The sequence below is a fragment of the Pseudoalteromonas sp. SG45-2 genome (assembly GCF_014164115.1).
Classification (GTDB): Bacteria; Pseudomonadota; Gammaproteobacteria; order Enterobacterales; family Alteromonadaceae; genus Pseudoalteromonas; species Pseudoalteromonas distincta.
In genome coordinates, this window is sequence record NZ_JACJEO010000024.1 from 30,456 (window position 1) to 47,910 (window position 17,455).

The 17,455-nt window shown below is 38.4% G+C and carries 15 protein-coding genes; 11 read left to right on the top strand and 4 right to left on the bottom strand.

Annotated features, from left to right (window positions below):
• Positions 1-2 precede the first annotated feature (2 nt).
• Positions 3-707, bottom strand: coding sequence for a septum site-determining protein MinC (gene minC, locus H5116_RS16465; protein ID WP_024596847.1), 705 nt, complete (start codon positions 705-707; stop codon positions 3-5).
• Positions 708-862: 155 nt separating this feature from the next.
• Between minC and H5116_RS16470 the strand changes: the two genes are divergently transcribed.
• Both H5116_RS16470 and H5116_RS16475 read left to right on the top strand, forming a co-directional pair.
• The gene (locus H5116_RS16470; protein ID WP_182716651.1) at positions 863-1,150 is read left to right on the top strand and encodes a YcgL domain-containing protein; all 288 of its coding nucleotides are present in this window, start codon (positions 863-865) and stop codon (positions 1,148-1,150) included.
• Positions 1,143-2,159, top strand: a complete 1,017-nt coding sequence (locus H5116_RS16475; protein WP_004334714.1) for a lytic transglycosylase domain-containing protein — start codon at positions 1,143-1,145, stop codon at positions 2,157-2,159. Before H5116_RS16470 ends, H5116_RS16475 begins: the two co-directional genes overlap by 8 nt.
• A gap of 40 nt (positions 2,160-2,199) precedes the next feature.
• On the opposite strand, the gene H5116_RS16480 is transcribed toward H5116_RS16475, so the two are convergent.
• Positions 2,200-2,745, bottom strand: coding sequence for a GbsR/MarR family transcriptional regulator (locus H5116_RS16480; protein WP_024596846.1), 546 nt, complete (start codon positions 2,743-2,745; stop codon positions 2,200-2,202).
• Positions 2,746-2,950: 205 nt separating this feature from the next.
• Between H5116_RS16480 and adhP the strand changes: the two genes are divergently transcribed.
• A complete protein-coding gene (gene adhP / locus H5116_RS16485; protein WP_024596845.1) occupies positions 2,951-3,961 on the top strand; it encodes an alcohol dehydrogenase AdhP in 1,011 nt (336 codons plus the stop codon).
• A gap of 138 nt (positions 3,962-4,099) precedes the next feature.
• Here adhP and H5116_RS16490 read toward each other — a convergent pair whose 3' ends face one another.
• Both H5116_RS16490 and H5116_RS16495 read right to left on the bottom strand, forming a co-directional pair.
• Positions 4,100-6,520: a TonB-dependent siderophore receptor gene (locus H5116_RS16490; protein WP_182716652.1), complete on the bottom strand. Its 2,421-nt coding sequence runs from the start codon at positions 6,518-6,520 to the stop codon at positions 4,100-4,102.
• Positions 6,521-6,739: 219 nt separating this feature from the next.
• The gene (locus H5116_RS16495; protein WP_165723874.1) at positions 6,740-8,017 is read right to left on the bottom strand and encodes an amidohydrolase family protein; all 1,278 of its coding nucleotides are present in this window, start codon (positions 8,015-8,017) and stop codon (positions 6,740-6,742) included.
• A 154-nt stretch (positions 8,018-8,171) separates the two neighbouring features.
• On the opposite strand from H5116_RS16495, the gene H5116_RS16500 reads away from it, so the two are divergent.
• The 8 genes from H5116_RS16500 (at position 8,172) to H5116_RS16535 (ending at position 17,310) form a co-directional block, all read left to right on the top strand.
• Complete coding sequence (locus H5116_RS16500; protein ID WP_024595018.1) at positions 8,172-10,013, top strand: DUF885 family protein; 1,842 nt, start codon at positions 8,172-8,174, stop codon at positions 10,011-10,013.
• Between the two features lie 97 nt (positions 10,014-10,110).
• On the top strand, positions 10,111-10,623 hold the full coding sequence (locus H5116_RS16505; protein WP_004334734.1) for a YcgN family cysteine cluster protein: 513 nt from the start codon (positions 10,111-10,113) through the stop codon (positions 10,621-10,623).
• Entirely contained in the window at positions 10,623-11,135 is a 513-nt protein-coding gene (locus H5116_RS16510) for an RNA methyltransferase (RefSeq protein ID WP_024595017.1), read from the top strand. Before H5116_RS16505 ends, H5116_RS16510 begins: the two co-directional genes overlap by 1 nt.
• 78 nt (positions 11,136-11,213) lie before the next feature.
• Positions 11,214-12,104 (top strand): ABC transporter substrate-binding protein, encoded by an 891-nt coding sequence (locus H5116_RS16515; protein WP_182716653.1) that lies wholly within the window; start codon positions 11,214-11,216, stop codon positions 12,102-12,104.
• An 88-nt stretch (positions 12,105-12,192) separates the two neighbouring features.
• Complete coding sequence (locus H5116_RS16520) at positions 12,193-13,449, top strand: sugar MFS transporter (protein WP_165723870.1); 1,257 nt, start codon at positions 12,193-12,195, stop codon at positions 13,447-13,449.
• Between the two features lie 255 nt (positions 13,450-13,704).
• A complete protein-coding gene (locus H5116_RS16525; RefSeq protein WP_182716654.1) occupies positions 13,705-15,594 on the top strand; it encodes a methyl-accepting chemotaxis protein in 1,890 nt (629 codons plus the stop codon).
• Positions 15,595-15,599: 5 nt separating this feature from the next.
• Positions 15,600-16,682: a GGDEF domain-containing protein gene (locus H5116_RS16530; protein ID WP_182716655.1), complete on the top strand. Its 1,083-nt coding sequence runs from the start codon at positions 15,600-15,602 to the stop codon at positions 16,680-16,682.
• Positions 16,683-16,695: 13 nt separating this feature from the next.
• A complete protein-coding gene (locus tag H5116_RS16535; protein WP_182716656.1) occupies positions 16,696-17,310 on the top strand; it encodes a DsbA family protein in 615 nt (204 codons plus the stop codon).
• The last annotated feature ends 145 nt before the right edge of the window (positions 17,311-17,455 follow it).

Sequence of the window (17,455 nt, forward strand, 5' to 3'; positions counted from 1 at the left end):
ATTTATCCTTTAACCAAAGCTGAAATTTCTAATGATTCGTCTTTTTGTTGTATTTGCACTGCATTTCCCCAATGTTCACCTTGTAGCGAATCACTGATCCAGTAATTACCATCTATTGAAACCAGCTCGGCTTCAAGTTTTTGGCAAAAAATGTGTGCTTCTTTAAAACCTTTTGCGCCTGCAATAGCGCGACCGCGTAGGGTGCCATAAATATGCACATTCCCATCGGCAATGACTTCCGCACCATGACTAACTGCGCCAAGTACTATCAAATCTCTATCTTTTGCATAAACTTGTTGTCCAGAGCGAACTGTACCGCTGATAATTTGCGCTGGTAAATGCACCGTTTTTTCTACAATCGATGTATTGGGCTCTTGTTTAACAGGTTCGCTCTTAACGTCTTGTGAATAATTTAAAACAGATAAGCCAGCAGCCTTTGCTTGAGTATGTTGCTCATCTGAGCCATTACACACACCAACTGCATTAAAACTCATTCGCTCGATTAATGATTTTAAGTGAACAAAATCAAGTGAACTGTTTTTAATTTCAATTAAATTAACGACAATAGGCGCACCCTCAAAAAACTTAGGGGCCTGGGCTATTTTTACATACAGTTGTTCTGCTAAAAGGTTTATATCAGTACTATAAAGATGCAAAACTGATAACGTAAAAAGATTCCCTTTTAACTCAAAAATTTGGTCCGACATACACGCTCAATTGATTTGTCTGATTAGAAATTAATTTTAGATAAACGTAGGCTGAATAGGGCCTTTATTGAAATTTCTAATCTAATTTTTCTAACTTATTATTACTCTCATGTTATAGTGTGCGGCATTGTTAAGCAAGAATTTATAGGGCCATAATGCTCACTGCAGTATATAAAAGTAAGAAAAAAGCGGATACGTTCTTATTTGTTGAAAAAAGAGATGATTTTAGCAAAGTTCCGGAACCTTTGATGGCTACGTTTGGTCAACCTGTTTATGTGATGATCATCAATTTAGCAAAACGTGAGCATTTAGGTGGGGCAGATTTAGAAACTGTAAAAGCAGCGTTATCAAATCCTGATAAAGGCTACTACTTACAAATTCCACCACCTGAGCAAAATTTGCTAAGCCAATTACGAAAAGACAATGGAGTTGATAGTGATTAAAAAACTTATCGTTATATTATGTGGTGTATGTTTAAGCTCACCTGTTATGGCAAAAACTCAGGCTGAATTTCAAGATTATTTAGCGAATTTAAAGCAAGAAGCTATCGCAAAAGGTTACGAAGCCAAACTTATTGACGATGCGTTTGCAACAGCAACGTATAAAGAAAAAGTTGTTTCGGCTGACAAAAACCAGCCAGAAGTAAAAGAAACCCTTGAAACGTATTTACCAAAACGTGTACCACAATGGAAAATTGACCGCGCACGTAAGCTTTACGCAGAAAACAAAGAGGTACTTGAAAAAGTAGCGAAAGAGTTTGGCGTACAAGCACGCTTTATAGTCGCGCTTTGGGGGCTTGAAAGTAACTTTGGTACAATTCAAGGCGGTCATAACGTTATTTCATCATTAGTGACACTTGCTTTTGATGGGCGCCGAGAAGCACTTTATAAGCGCCAACTTTGGGCTGCACTGGATATTTTAAAGTCGGGCCACATAACGCTTGATAAATTTAAAGGCTCTTGGGCAGGCGCAATGGGGCAAACGCAATTTATGCCTACCTCTTTTAATGCTTACGCGGTTGATTACAACAACGATGGTCGTAAAGATATTTGGACTACAAAAGAAGATGCTTTTGCCTCAATTGCTAATTATCTAAAGCAAGAAGGCTGGAACGACTCTCTTACGTGGGGTCGCCAAGTTCAGTTACCTGAAAACTTTGATAGTAAATACGTTTTAGTGCGTGGTACCAAAACTCGCAAGCAGTGGTTAGAATATTGGAACGACTCAGAGCGCTCATTAGCTGATTGGCAAGCACTGGGTGTTCGTAAAGCTGATGGTTCTGATTTACCTAATGTAGACGTACGTGCTGCGCTGGTTATGCCTGATGATATAAATGGTCGTATGTACTTAGCGTACGATAACTACAAAGTGTTTATGCATTGGAATCGCTCGTATTACTTTGCTACTAGTGTAGGTTACTTGTCGGACAGAATTGGTTATCCAAAAATCTAATTTTTAAAATATACCTATAAATAAAGCCGCAATTGCGGCTTTATTCTTTTTTGAATATCTTTTCTTTTAGGTCAATAACTTTACCAATTCCAGAACCTAGCTTCATTAGCTTATTAAGTTGCTCTGGCGTTAAACGCTGTAGTTCTGATGACCATTTAGTGACGGTTTCAAGTAGGTTGTGAATCTCACCCATTTGTTTTTGTGCATAAAGCTCATCATCGTTACTGGCTTCGTCTAATAAGTTATCGCGTAGTAGTGTTAAGGTGGGCTCAATTTCACGTTTTTTACGTTCTTCAAATACGCGATTTGCCATATCCCAAATATCGCCAGCAGGGGCGTAGTACTCTTTACGATCGCCAGGAATATGCTGTACTTTAATTAACTGCCACGATTGCAGCTCTTTAATGCCCATACTTACATTACCGCGAGAAATACTAAGCGCATCTGCAATCTCATTAGCTGTCATTGGGTTTTTAGTAATAATCAGCAAACCACACATTTGTCCGATCGTACGATTGAATCCCCATCGGCTGCCCATCTCACCACAATGCATTACAAAGGCAAAATTCTTTTCGGATAAACTCATAGCTTAGTAACTTTCAGTAATTTCAGAAAGTAAATGCTAGCACGCTCATTATGGATAGCAAGTTCTTAGCAGGCTTATAAGTTAATTTAAATGACTAAAATATGATTTAGATTAATATTTATACATCTATATTAGGATATGTTGTACACAACAATACATAAATAAATCCTTATCTTTAATTTTCTTCACATACGATGGAATGACTATGAAAGCTGCAATTAATACTCAATACAAAGGTAAATTAGAAATAACAGACTTACCAATTCCTGAGGTGGGAATAAACGATGTTTTAGTAAAAATAGCGGCCTGTGGCGTTTGCCATACCGATTTACATGCCTGTCATGGGGATTGGCCAGTAAAACCAAAAATGCCATTAGTACCAGGGCACGAAGGTGTCGGTGTTATCGAAAAAGTCGGAAGCAACATTAAGCACTTAGAAGTTGGCGATAGAGTCGGTATTCCTTGGCTCTATAGTGCATGTGGGCACTGTGAGTTTTGCCTAGATGGTAAAGAAACACTGTGTTTATCGCAGCACAATACTGGCTATTCTATTGACGGTAGTTATGCAGAATATTGTTTAGCGCATGGCGACTACGTTGTAAAAATACCAGAAGAACTCGGTTTTTCTGAGGCTGCTCCATTATTTTGTGCAGGTGTTACAACCTATAAAGCATTAAAAGTATCCGGTGCTAAACCAGGACAGTGGGTTGCTATTGTTGGTGTGGGCGGGCTTGGTCATTTAGCAGTACAGTACGCTAAAGCAATGGGTTTTAATGTAATAGCTGTTGATACAGGTAAAGAAAAACTCGCGCTTGCTAAAGAGCTAGGCGCAGATATCACCCTCGATTTTAAAGAGGTGGTTCCAAGCGAAGCTATTTTTGAACAAGTCGGTGGCGCGCATGGTGTTGTGTGTACTGCGGTGTCTAAAGCGGGGTTTGAACAAGCCTATAAAAGTGTACGCCGTGGCGGTAAATGCGTATTAGTGGGATTACCTCCAGAGGATATGCCACTTCCTATTTTTGATACTGTGCTTAATGGCATTTCAGTAGTTGGCTCTATTGTTGGTACACGTAAAGATTTGCAAGAATGCTTGGAATTTGCAGCGCAAGGTAAAGTAAAAGCGATTATTGAAGAAAAACGCTTAGAGGACATTAACGAAATTTTTGATGATATGCTCAAAGGTGAAATTAACGGTCGCATAGTGGTTACTATTTAATTTAGATTAAGCGTTTATAAAACACAAAAAAGCACGGCTTCTAAATTAGAAAACCGTGCTTTTTAAGTATTTAACTAACCTGAGCGCTGAAAATAGCTGCTTGAGATAGATTTATTATCCAGAGTTCAGGTTAGCTAGTTAAAGTGTGTAACTAAAACTTAGTTTTGCATTACGCTCTTCGCCCGGCATACCACCTAAAAACATCGCTTTTGAGTAATACTTTTTGTTGAACAAGTTATTTAAGTTTAACTGCATATGCCATTTATCAGTTGTATACGATACAGCTGTATCGTAAGTCGTGTAACTTGGTACATAACCATCAGGAATCGAAAACGAACTTGAATTAGTACTTCTGTTATCTACAAATGTAATACCACCACTTATATTTACAGCTTCAGGTAAATTAAACATATCTGCGTAGTAGGTTACCCACGTACTTGCTGTTACGTAAGGCACACCTTTTTGGCGTGTGTCGTAACTGCTGCTATTAGGATTACTTTTGTCACGTGCATCTTGATAAATACCGTTTACGTTTACTTTCCATTTATCGTTCAAGTAAGCATTTAAATCAAGCTCAACACCTTTTGTTTGCTCTTTACCATCATAATAGCTTTCAGGTACATCTGAGCCTGATGTTAATGCGTCATAAAGCGGGTTTGCGTATTCTAAATTAGTACGAGAGCTTTCAAATATAACAACAGATGCGAGTAGTTGGTCATCAAATGCTTTAAATCTAAAGCCTAGGTCGTTACTTATAGACTCTGAATCTTCACGGTCAGCTTCGTTACCTGCCACAGAGCCTAATACACTATACGCTGTACGCCCTTTTGAATGATTTACAAATACAGATAAATCTTCAGATGGCTGATACGTTGCACCAAGGTTATACGTTAAGCCAGAATCTGATGTACTCGCTTCAGGTGTTGGCTCTGCACGGCTAGAACTGTAGCGCTCATCAACACCAAAGTGCTCATAAGTTTGCTCAATTCGGTTATATGCCACACCAATACGCGTTGTAAGTTCTTCAGTTATGTAACCAACATGTTGAATGCCTAAGCCCCATGCTTGTACTTTTTTATTGTAGTCACTTGTTTTAAGCGGATCGTAATCTTCAAAGTTACCGGTTGGCCAATTTGGTTCTCTTATATCGTAAATATACGGCAAAGAACCTTGGTACGTTACATCACCATCATTGTTTGTGAGTACGTAATCCTGATCCCATATTGAGAATTGTTTAAAACGAATATCTCTATCTTCGTAGTTGGCGTTAACTAGTAATTCGTTATCTACGTCGCCTAACATAAAGTCATAACGTAAATCTAAGAAGTACTGCCATGATTTTTCATCTGCTTCTACTTGGCGGTATTCTTGTCGGCGTGCTGCATACGGGTAAAGTACACCGTCTTCAACTAATGGAGCACGAGGGTCGTTATTAATTATTCCATCGCGTGTTGAATAGACGTAGTTATATGCACCTGTTTGGCGCGCAAAACTTGATGTGTAGTTACGGTACTGTAGCTGCTGGTTTAAAAACAAATCGTCAGTAATGTAATAGTTATGCGTTAATTTAAAACGCAACTCTTCACCTTCGTTAGCATCAGCCATTGGTGAAATAATACCATTTGTGCCAAAGCTATAAGGTGTTAAGCCATCAGATGCAGATAATGAATTAGCAAGTTGGTCGCGTTGTGCATCACTTAACTGTACGCCGCTTCCTGTTGGATCGTTTACTAAATCGGCACCAGTTACTTCACCCGCGCTTAAGCCGTTTGCAGTTTCTGCATTGTAAATACGAATAGGGTGACCAATAGAATCAACCGCTATTTCATCTTTTATATAGGCGGCAGAAAGCATGATGTTTTGTCTGTCATTAAGCACGTATTTAAGCGAGGTATAAATTTCGTCGCGATCTTCTTTTAAATCGCGAAATCCGTCACTTGACGCTGTTTTAGCCATAACACGATAAGCTAAATCATCTGTTATAGCGTTAGTGCTATCAAACGATAATGAATAGCTATCCCACTGGCCAAGCTCAGCTGATACTTTGTGTTTTTCTTCAAACTCTGGCTTTTTTTCAATTAGGTTTATTACGCCACCTGCACTACCAATGCCATATAAACCTGTTGCAGGGCCTTTTAAAACCTCAACAGATTCAACATTTGTAAGTGAACGAGTTGGGTTAAATGTATTACCCAAGCCAGCACCGCCGTACATACCATCGTAGGTGTAGTTTGCATCTAAACCACGAATTACTAAGTTATCACCAATACCGTAATTATTACCTGCTTGTGTTAAGCCACTTACGTTTCTAACTAAATCTTGTAAGCTATCTACACCTTGAGATTCAATCAGTTCTCGGTCAATAATTACTACCGGTGCAGGTGTTTCCATTAAAGACATGTCTGATTTAGTAGCAAGACCAGAGCTCATCACCACGCGGTTTTGCTTTTCGTATACGCTGATGCGTTCAATATCAGCATCGACTTGTGTATTTTGGGCAAATGCCATATTTGCATTTAAACAAGCAAGAGTTATAAGAGAGTACTTAAACGTTTTCATAGAGTGATAACTATTCGCGTTATTGAATTTGTGCGAATGATAATGGTTATTGTTTTTAAAGTGAATAGAAAGTTCATTTTATTTGATTAAATAAAACTGTTCGGATAATTAATAGACAAAAGCGAGTCTAATAGGGGGGGCGGTGACCCTTTTATGGCATATTCAATACGGGTGAGAGTTTTATTAAGGCTGAGTAAACTCAGCCTTAATAGCGTGTATTTACAATTGGTTTTTATAAACAACCCCTGCTTTCATTACAAAAGGTACTGCCTCTAAGGTTTTAATACTTTTAAGAGGATTTGCTTTAACCGCAATTATATCAGCTGCAAATCCGGTTTTAATTTGTCCTAACTGAGTATCCATTTTTAATAACTTAGCGCTATTAATAGTTGATGCTTGAATGGCTTGTAGTTCTGTCATGCCAAATTCAACCATGCGGCTAAACTGTTTTGCATTATCTCCGTGCGGGTAAATTGCTGCATCCGTTCCGAACACCATTTTAACACCCGCTTTTACAGCACGGCTAAAGCTATCACGTTGCCTTTTAGAAACTTGGCGCTCTTTATTTAGGTTTTCTTCGTCTACCCCGTTTTGCTCGCCATAAGTGAGCGTGTATTCGGTGTTATAAATATCCATAGAAAGCCAAGTTCCATGCTCTTTAGCAAGCGCTATCGCTTCGTCATCTAAAAAGCTGGCGTGCTCTACGCTATCAACACCCGCTTTAATGGCTGTTTTAATCCCGCTTGTACCGTGTGCATGAGCTGCTACTGGTAAATCTCGCATATGGGCTTCATCAACAATGGCTTTCATTTCTTCAAAAGAATACTGCTGTGCACCTACTTTAGTCCCTTTTGAAAATACTCCACCTGTGGCGCAAAACTTAATAGCATTTGCCCCGTATTTAATATTTTCGCGTACTTTTATACGCGCAGCCCATGGACCGTCTGCGACGCCACTTGAAGTATATTTAAGCTCAGGAGGTAGGCGGTTGTTATCACAGTGCCCGCCAGTAATGCCGAGTGATGGGCCTGCAGCCCAAATACGAGGGCCAACTATGTCACCCGCATTTATGCCGTCACGCACGGCTATGACGCTGTAACCTTCTGCGCCAACATTACGTACTGTTGTAAATCCAGCTTCTAAGGTTTTTTTAGCAAAATGAGCCGCTTTAATCGCCATTCTAGGAACTGACTGGCCTAAACGTTCACTGCGCGGCACCGTAGGGTCGCTTGTTAAATGCACATGCATATCCATTAAACCTGGCATAAGGGTTAAATCAGGGAGTTGAATGTGTTTATCATCTTTAGTCAGCGTTGGTTTTTTATTTTGTTCAATGTTTGTAATTACGCCATCATCAATAGTAATTAAGGGTGATTTAATGAGCTTGCCATCTTTAACATCAACCATGGCTTTAGCCGATAGGTATGTAACTGCATGGCTATTAAAAGCGGTTAAGCAGAGTAAGGCAATAGAGGTGCTGAGTAGTTGTTTTTTCATTTTATTTTTCTTTTAAATCATATTTGAATTAATAGAAATGTAACAAGTTCAGATAAAAGTGCAAATTTAATACGATGAATGCAATCTATCGTAATTTCTTTATTAAGCACGGTTTAATGCGCATAATTAAAAAACGATATTAAAAAGGATTATCATGAAATCAATTAAATTAGCATTAGTTGCCAGTGGCGTTATGTTTGCTTTAAGTGGCTGTATGAATACTGAGCTTAGTACACAGACTAATACCAGTACGCAGTTAAACACAGTTAACGCATCAGCAGGTATTGTTTCAGAGCTTTCAGCAGAGCAACAACTCGATGTACTTGTTGCACAGTATTATGATGAATCGCTCACATATAGCCCCATCAGTGCAACGTACAATGGTCGTAATGAGTTTAACGATCAATTCACGCCTGTGATTTCAAAAGAAAATAGAGCTAAAAAAGCCGCTTTTTATAAAAAATATCAACAGCGATTAAACTTTATTGATAAAGCACAGTTAACAGGGCAATCGCTTTTAAGTTTTGAAATATTAGAGCGTGACCTTGCACTTAAATTAGAAGGCATGCAGTTCCCTGATTATTTACTACCAATAAATCAAATGGCGGGTGCGCATAACACCTTTGCAGGTTTTGGTTCAGGTCAAAGTGCTCAGCCGTTTAATACCGTTGAAGATTACACCGCTTTTATCTCGCGTAGCGAAGGTTTTGTAAAGTGGCTTGCAAGTGTAGAGCGTTCAATGGCGCAAGGCATCAAACTAGGTATTACGTTACCAAAACCACTTGCTGAAAAATTACAGCCACAATTTGCAGCTCATGTAGTTAAAAATGCCGAAGACTCATTATTTTGGAGACCAGTTAAAAAATTACCAGAATCGTTTAGCGAACAACAAAAGCAAAAAATTACAGCGCAGTATCGTCAATTGATTATGCAGCACTTAGTACCGGCTTATAAAAGTATGAGTGACTTTTTAGCTAATCAGTATATTCCTAATAGTCGAGAAAGCGTAGGTTACAGTGACTTACCAAACGGTAAAGCATGGTACGAATACCAAATTAAGAAAAACACGACGCTTAGCTTATCTGCAGACGAAATTCATGACATTGGTTTAAGTGAAGTGTCGCGCATTTTAAGCGAAATGAAAAAAGTAAAAGAAACCGTAGGCTTTAAAGGTGAGCTATCTGAATTTTTTGATCATTTACGCGATTCAGATGAATTTTACTACGACACGCCCGAGGAGTTAATTGCGGCATATGAAAACGTTAAGAAAAAAATAGATGCGCGTTTACCTCTACTTTTTAACATAGCACCCAAAGCACCTTACGTTGTAAAAGCAGTTGAAGCCTACAGAGCGCAGTCGGCAGCAGGTGCATCCTATGCATCTCCGGCGCCTGATGGCTCTCGCCCTGGTATTTTTTATATCAATGCTTATAACTTAAAAGCGCAGCCTAAATTTTTACTCGAAACTTTATCGATTCACGAAGCAGCCCCAGGTCATCACTTTCAAATAGCACTTCAGCAAGAAATAGAGGGCTTACCTGATTTTCGTAAATTTGGTGGCTATACCGTGTTCGCAGAAGGTTGGGCGCTTTACGCAGAAAGCTTAGGCAAAGAGCTAGGCTTATTTACCGACCCTTATATGTGGTATGGACGTTTATCGGATGAGCAATTACGCGCAATGCGTTTAGTGCTTGATACTGGTTTTCATGCAAAAGGGTGGACGCGTCAACAAGGTATAGATTACATGCTTGCAAATTCATCTATGGCTAAAAGTGATGTAATTGCTGAAGTAGAGCGATATATTGCATGGCCAGGACAAGCGCTTTCTTACAAGTTAGGGCAATTTAAAATTCAAGAATTACGTGATTTTTCTAAAAAAGAACTCGGTGATAAATTTGATATTAAAGCGTTTCACACGCAAATATTAATTGATGGCGCATTACCAATGCCAATCCTTGAGGAAAAAATTAAGCGTTGGGTTAAATCTCAAAGCTAATTTGTAGCGCAAAGCCAGTACTTTGAAAGGGTATTGGCTTTGCGCCATTTACAGCAATACGGTAGAATGCGCGCTCTTTAGGGGGCACGAGTAAACTATGTTTGATCAACAATTAGCAAATACACAATTTTGGCTTAAAAAAAGCTTAAGCGACATGAGTCAAAACGAATGGGAAGCCATTTGTGATGGATGCGGAAAATGTTGTTTAAATACGTTTATTGATAGCGAAGATGAAGACGAATTTACCGCCACCGATCAGTTACGCGAAGGTGAGCAATTAATATTTACTAATATTGTATGTCAGTATCTTGATAACAACACCTGTGGTTGTAGCGAATATGAAAACCGCCAAACGCTTGTTCCTTCTTGTGTAAAACTCACAAAAGAAAACCTTAAAGACATCTTTTTTATGCCACAAAGCTGCAGTTACCGTCGTTTACATGAAGGTCGTGGTTTGGCTTCTTGGCATCCGTTATTAAATAATGGTGATAAAACAAAGATGCATGAGCTAGGTATTTCTGTAAAAGACAAAACAGTAAAAGATTGCGATGTAAAGCTCGACGACTTTGATTTGTACATTGCAGAATGGCCAACAAAGGACGTAGATTAATGAGTAAACAACAAGCCGTAATTGGTTTAATCAATCCTAAAAGCCCGACTAATGTTGGCGGTGTATTGCGAGCAGCTGGCTGTTATGACGCTAAACAAGTTTTTTTTACAGGCAATCGCTACTTAAACGCCAAAAAGTTCCATACAGATACAAAAAATGTAGTGGAGCGTATTCCTTTAACCGAAACAGATAATTTAGAAGCAATAAAGCCACAAGGCGCAACGGTTGTGGTTATTGAGCTTATTGAAGGTGCAACACCTTTACCTGAGTTTAAACATCCTGAAAATGCATTTTATGTATTTGGTCCCGAAGATGGTTCTGTCTCAAAAGACGTCTTAAAGTGGTGCGATGAGGTTGTTTATATTCCAACTATTGGCTGTATGAATTTAGCGGCAACCTGTAATGTAGTTTTGTATGACCGCTTGGCTAAATTAGGCGGCGTTGAGAGTAGTGACGATACTATTATTAGCTCTCGTGATACAAACAATAAAATGAGGTGGCAAAAAAGCTGATTAGTTAAGGTTTATTTGTGCAAAAGTGTTAGTAGTAGCTAAACTTAAAAACACTATTAATCACAAATAGATACTAAAATGCGCTGGTTTTATTTTATATTATTGCTAACAACTAGTAATAGTTTTGCTGAAACATCGGTTGAGTATTTTCAAAATGGTACTCAACACACTTTAACTGGGCATTCCCATAAATCAGGGGTGCTCTATGAAGCTAAAAACTCCAAACAAACACTTCATCTAGCCACACTCGATTGGCCTCCCTATATTGGTAATAATGTATGTAATAAAGGCTGGGTTTATCAATTTTCAATTGCCTTGTTAAATAGTAAGGGCTACAGCGTATATATTGAATTTTTGCCTTGGGCAAGAGCGGTACGAAATGTAGAACTAGGCAGGGCTGACATACTAATGCCTGAATACTTTATAGAAGATACAGCCCCCTCCGATTATGTTGATGGTAAAACACGTCGAGAATTACTCGGCTTATCTAATTCGTTTAAAGGTGGCGAAATTGCTTTTTTAAAAAGGAAAGGCGATACAGACCATTTCACAGGAAACTTGAACTCGCTCAAAGGGCTTAAGATTGGTGTTGTTCGAGGGTATCAAAATACGCCAGAGTTTGATGCCATGATGGACAATGGTGAGTTTGAAGTTATCGCCTCTGTTGATGACTTACAGCTTGTTAAGCTACTGACTGCTAAACGTGTTGATTTGGTTATAGGCGATCCTCAAGCTTTGAAATCATCTGTGGCTTACTCCTCTTTAACTAAACCTGAAAAACATTCTTTGCTTTCTTCCATTGAGCAAGAAAGCATTCCTTTGCAATATAACTCGTTATATTTTGCCATTAGTAAGCGTGCACATAATTGGCTTTTAGTATTAGAGGATATAAACGAAGGGCTTTATCAGTTTAATAACAGTGGCGAAATAGACCGAATTGTTAGAGCGACCAACACGCAATGTGAATAACGCCACTGGAACGTTCCATAAGTGCGCTGACTAATTTATATTTAAACATGTAAAATCGTTTTCAACTTGTTAATGGAGTGAAAACGACGTGAGTGAAATAAATACAAACCAATCATTCGCGGTCAACGAACAGCCAAATAAAAATTATCTGTTTCCACTGACTGCAATGACGACCCTATTTTTTTTATGGGGCTTTATTACTGTTTTAAACGATGTACTAATACCACGCTTAAAAGGCGTATTTGATTTGAGCTTTTTTGAAGCGATGCTAGTACAGTTTTGCTTTTTTGGGGCTTACTTTATTGTTTCTATTCCTGCGGGGCTTTTAGTTAAGCAATTTGGTTACAAAAAAGGGATTTTAACTGGTTTAATTGTGGCTTCAATGGGGTGTATGTTGTTTTACCCTGCTGTTGTAGTACATGAATATTGGCTATTTTTAGGCGCTTTATTTGTACTTGCTGCAGGCGTAACAGTACTTCAGGTTTCTGCCAATCCTTATGTTGCTGCTCTTGGCAGCGAAAAAACAGCTTCTTCTCGTCTAAATTTAGCACAAGCACTTAATGCGCTTGGTACTACCGTTGGGCCTTATGTTGGTGGTTTATTATTTTTCGGTACTGCAGGTAGTTTAGCCGCATCGGCAGCAACTGCTGAATCTGTAAAAGTGCCTTATTTAATGCTTGCTGGCGCTTTATTACTTATCGCTATTGTGTTTGCCTTTATAAAGCTTCCAGAAATTGAAGCCCACAAAGAGGAAAATAATACAGCAATTGAATCTCGTTCGTTAATGCAAGCACCGCACTTAACTATGGGTGTACTTGCTATATTTTGCTACGTAGGTGGGGAAGTTGCCATTGGCAGCTTTTTAGTTAACTACTTTGGTGAGGCACACATAGCAGGGCTTGAAGAGCATACTGCGGCCGCACTTATTAGTTATTACTGGGGCGGGGCAATGGTAGGACGTTTTATTGGCTCTGTATTATTACAAAAGATTGCACCTTCTAAAGCTATAGCGTTTAATGCATTTAGTATTATTGCGCTATTATTGATCACTATTTTTACTCAAGGTGACGTCGCTTTATACTCAGTATTGGCAATTGGTTTATTTAACTCAATTATGTTCCCGACTATATTTTCAGTTGCAATCGAGCGACTAGGATCATTGACGAGCAAAGGTTCTGGCTGGTTATGTTTAGCAATTGTTGGTGGTGCACTTGTACCATTACTGCAAGGGTTTATAGCTGATACAGTAAATATACAGCAAAGCTTTTTTGTTCCAATGTTATGTTATGTATTTATTGCATGGTACGGTTTAAATGTTGTTCGCTTAGCAAATAAGTGGAAATAACAGACTATACAAGAGTGACTGAATACGTATTCAGTCACTTATAAAGTTACATTTAATGGGAACGTTCCACAAGCTATAAATCTAGTCATTAATTAATTTAATATTAGCCAGTTATCCACAAAAGCCTTTTTTTTACAATCCTTTATTCTTATTTTTCATCAATAACCTAACTGTAAGTCTCTTTTACTAAGACATTTAGCTAAATTTTTGCTAAAACAGTAAGGCTAATAATGATAAATAATAAAAAGGATGTATATGCTTAACTCGTTGAAATTTACTTCCAAAGTGACTATTGCAGCCTCCTTAATTTTGGTTTTGGTGCTAGGGTTATTTACTTTTAATAACTACATTGCGATGCGCAAGCAAACCGAGCAGCAGTTAAGTTTGGTATTGCAACAAAATTCCGAATCTGTTTCACAAAATATAGCGAGTTGGTTAAATGCAAAGTTGGCGATTGTTATATCAATTGCTAAAACCCATAAAGCGAATGATTCTAAAGCACTCACCCTTTCACAATTAAATACAGCAGAGCTTGCTGGAAGCTTTAAAAATACGTATATAGGTAAATCCAGCGGCACGTTTATATTAAACGATCAATCAGTCGTTTTACCTGCAGATTTTGATGCGACTTCTCGCCCTTGGTATAAATTAGTCGAAAACAAATCAAATACCGCTTTTACAACTCCTTATATTGATGTGACTACTAACGAGCTTACAATTTCAGCGGTAGTACCCATACTCCAAAATGGCCAGTTTAGCGGCGTTGCAGGTGCCGATATTGATATGCAGACCGTGACAAAAATTATCAACGATATTGACTTTTTAGGACTCGGTTATGGTTTTTTACTCGATAATAAAGGCCAAGTGTTAAGCCATCCAAATGCTCAGTTAAACTTAAAAAATACATCAGACATCTTTGGAACCAATACACCTTTACAAAGTGAGTTTACCCAGTACGAGATAAACGGAGAGTCTAAGCTTATTTCGTTTACAAAAATTAGTGGTATTGAAAACGTAGATTGGTACCTAGGTGTTGTTATAGACAAAGATAAAGCGTATGCCAGTGTCTCTAATTTTGGCCAAACCGCAGCTGTTTTTATGGTGATAGGAATTATCACTATTATAATTATGATGCAGCTTTTATTACGCTATTTAATGCAGCCAATGAATCGTTTAAACGATGCTATTAAAGATATAGCACAAGGTGAGGGCGATTTAACAAGGCGTTTAACCGTTGAAAACGACGATGAATTTGGCGATTTAAGCTATTCATTTAATATTTTCATCGAAAAAATTCAGCATTCAATAGAGCAAGTAAAAGAGTCTACAAAGCAATTAGATACAGCTATTGAGAGCTTGGTATCACAAACACATTCTTCGCTGTCTATGTATGATGATCAAAGTAAACGAACCGATATTGTTGCAGCGGCTATTAACCAGTTTTCTGCCACATCAATGGATATCTCAAGTAATGCAGAGAGTGCATCGCAGCTTGCTAAAAATGCAGATGAACATTCAACACAAAACCAAGAAGCATTAAGCCACAGTGTTGCAACTATCCACCAGCTCTCGGGTAATATGGAAAAAGCTCAGCAAACTATAAACAGTTTAAATACGCATACAGCCAGTATTGGCCAAGTGCTTGAAGTTATTAAAGGTGTAAGCGAGCAGACTAATTTATTGGCACTTAATGCCGCAATTGAGGCCGCTAGAGCAGGAGAGGCGGGACGCGGTTTTGCCGTTGTAGCAGATGAAGTTCGCCAATTAGCGCACCGCACTCAACAGTCAACGCAAGAGATTGAAGACACGGTTAGTCAGTTGCAAAAAGGCTCAAACCTTGCGGTAGAGCTTATGAAAACAAGCCTTGAAGGCAGTGAACAAAGCGTGCAACAAGCCGATGCTGTTGGCAATTTAATGAGCCATGTTATACAAGCGATTCAACAAATTAACGATGCAAATCACTCTGTGGCCACTGCAACAGATGAGCAAAACCAAGTTGTTAAGTTATTAGATACAGATATTCAAACAATTAATTCGCTTTGTATACAAGGCAAGGCCAACTTAAATGACACGCTTGACGAATGTACCAAACTAAAACAACAGTTTAGTGCTTTAGAAGATATGGTTCAAAAGTTTAAAGTATAAAATTAATGACTAAAAAAAATGTGAATAAACCAAATTGGCTCAGTCTGATAAATATCGACAGTGTTTATAGCTCAGACATGCAACGCAAAGCGTTTTCCTTATTTACCATGATTGGGATTTCAATTGTGTTGATCGCAGTATTAGTGTTTTTTAATTATAAGCTTTATTCGCCACTACTGACCGCTTCATTAATTATCGTTAACATTACAAATATAAGCTGTTCTATCTATTTTATAAAAACGGGTAATCTGCAAGTTGTGGCATTAATAAGTATGAGCATTGTGTGCATGATGTTTGTTGCACTTGTTTATACCGGCGGTAAAGATAATACCGCGCTATATTGGCTAATGTTTTATCCTGTCGTAACGTTTGCATCTTTAGGGGTTAGATTAGGTGCTTGGTTAGGCTGTACCTTACTGTTTTCTTGTATTGTTATTTTATACGGCCCTGACTTTGGTCAAGTTAGCTATGGCAACGTAGAAAAAACACGTTTTATAGCGTCCTTTTCTATGGTGTTTTTATTCTCATTTATTGGTGAGTATTTTAGGCATAAAAGCCACATGGCTATTGCCGATATTACGCTAGAGCAAAAACAAGATGCTTATACTGACCCCCTTACTGGCATAGCAAATAGGCGTTTTATTACCTCTCATTTTTTAAAGCTTGCTCAAACACGCCCAGAGCAGTACTTACCTTTTTCAATTTTGTTAATTGATTTAGATAATTTTAAATCTTTAAACGATACGCATGGCCACGATTTTGGTGATACGGTATTGATAGAATTTACCAAACTTCTTGAGTCTCAATTTTTGGCAACTGCGTTAAAGGCCCGTTATGGCGGTGAGGAATTTGTTGTTATTTTACCGCAGCTCACAGCCTCTGCAGCCTCTGTAATTGCGAACAAATTTCGAGAAGCCGTGGCAGGGCATGTTATATTTACTGATGACAAGCAGCGTATTTCAATCACCTGTAGCATTGGTATTTCCCAAGTAAATAAAGTAACTGATTATGATGATTCATTAAAGCAAGCTGATGAAGCTCTTTATAGTGCAAAGGCTGCTGGTCGTAATAGTGTCGTCTCAAACTAGTTGAAGGATTAATATGTCTCAAAGTAAGTTAATATATGTTCATGATCCAATGTGTAGTTGGTGTTGGGGTTACTCACCAACCTGGCTTAAGCTAAAATCAGAGCTTGCTGGTAAAGTGGCAATAGAATATAAAGTAGGTGGTCTTGCTCCCGATAGCCAAGACCCAATGCCACAAAATATGAAAGAGATGCTTGAGGGCACTTGGTATAAAATTTCAGCTCAGCTAGGTACGCAATTTAATTATAACTTTTGGCGCAATTGCCAGCCAAGGCGTTCAACGTATCCCGCATGCAGAGCTGCACTTATAGCGCGTAAAGCGGGTAAAGAAGCTCAAATGGTGGCTGCTATCCAACACGCTTATTACCTAAACGCACAAAACCCGTCTGATGAAAGTACATTAATTAGTTTGGCTGAAAAAATTGGCTTAAATAAAGATGAGTTTTCGGCGCAGCTAGCGTCAAGCGAGCTTAATGATGAATTTAAAGCTGAGTTATCCTTTGTTCGCACTTTACCAATTCAAGGTTTTCCCTCACTAGTGCTTATTAAAGATAATAAAGCTTACCCTATAGAAATTAATTATACCGATTGGCACTATTCCCTTAATCAAATTAATTCAATTTTGGATTAACCACCTTCTTGCATCTTCTTAATAGGGGGTATTTGGCCAGCAAGTACCCTTATTCGCGTTAAAACCTCCTTGTAAGTCTTAATTGTTACCATTGTCATAAAAGCGACTTTTTTGCGCAACATCCTTGTCATGTTTCATCTATAAA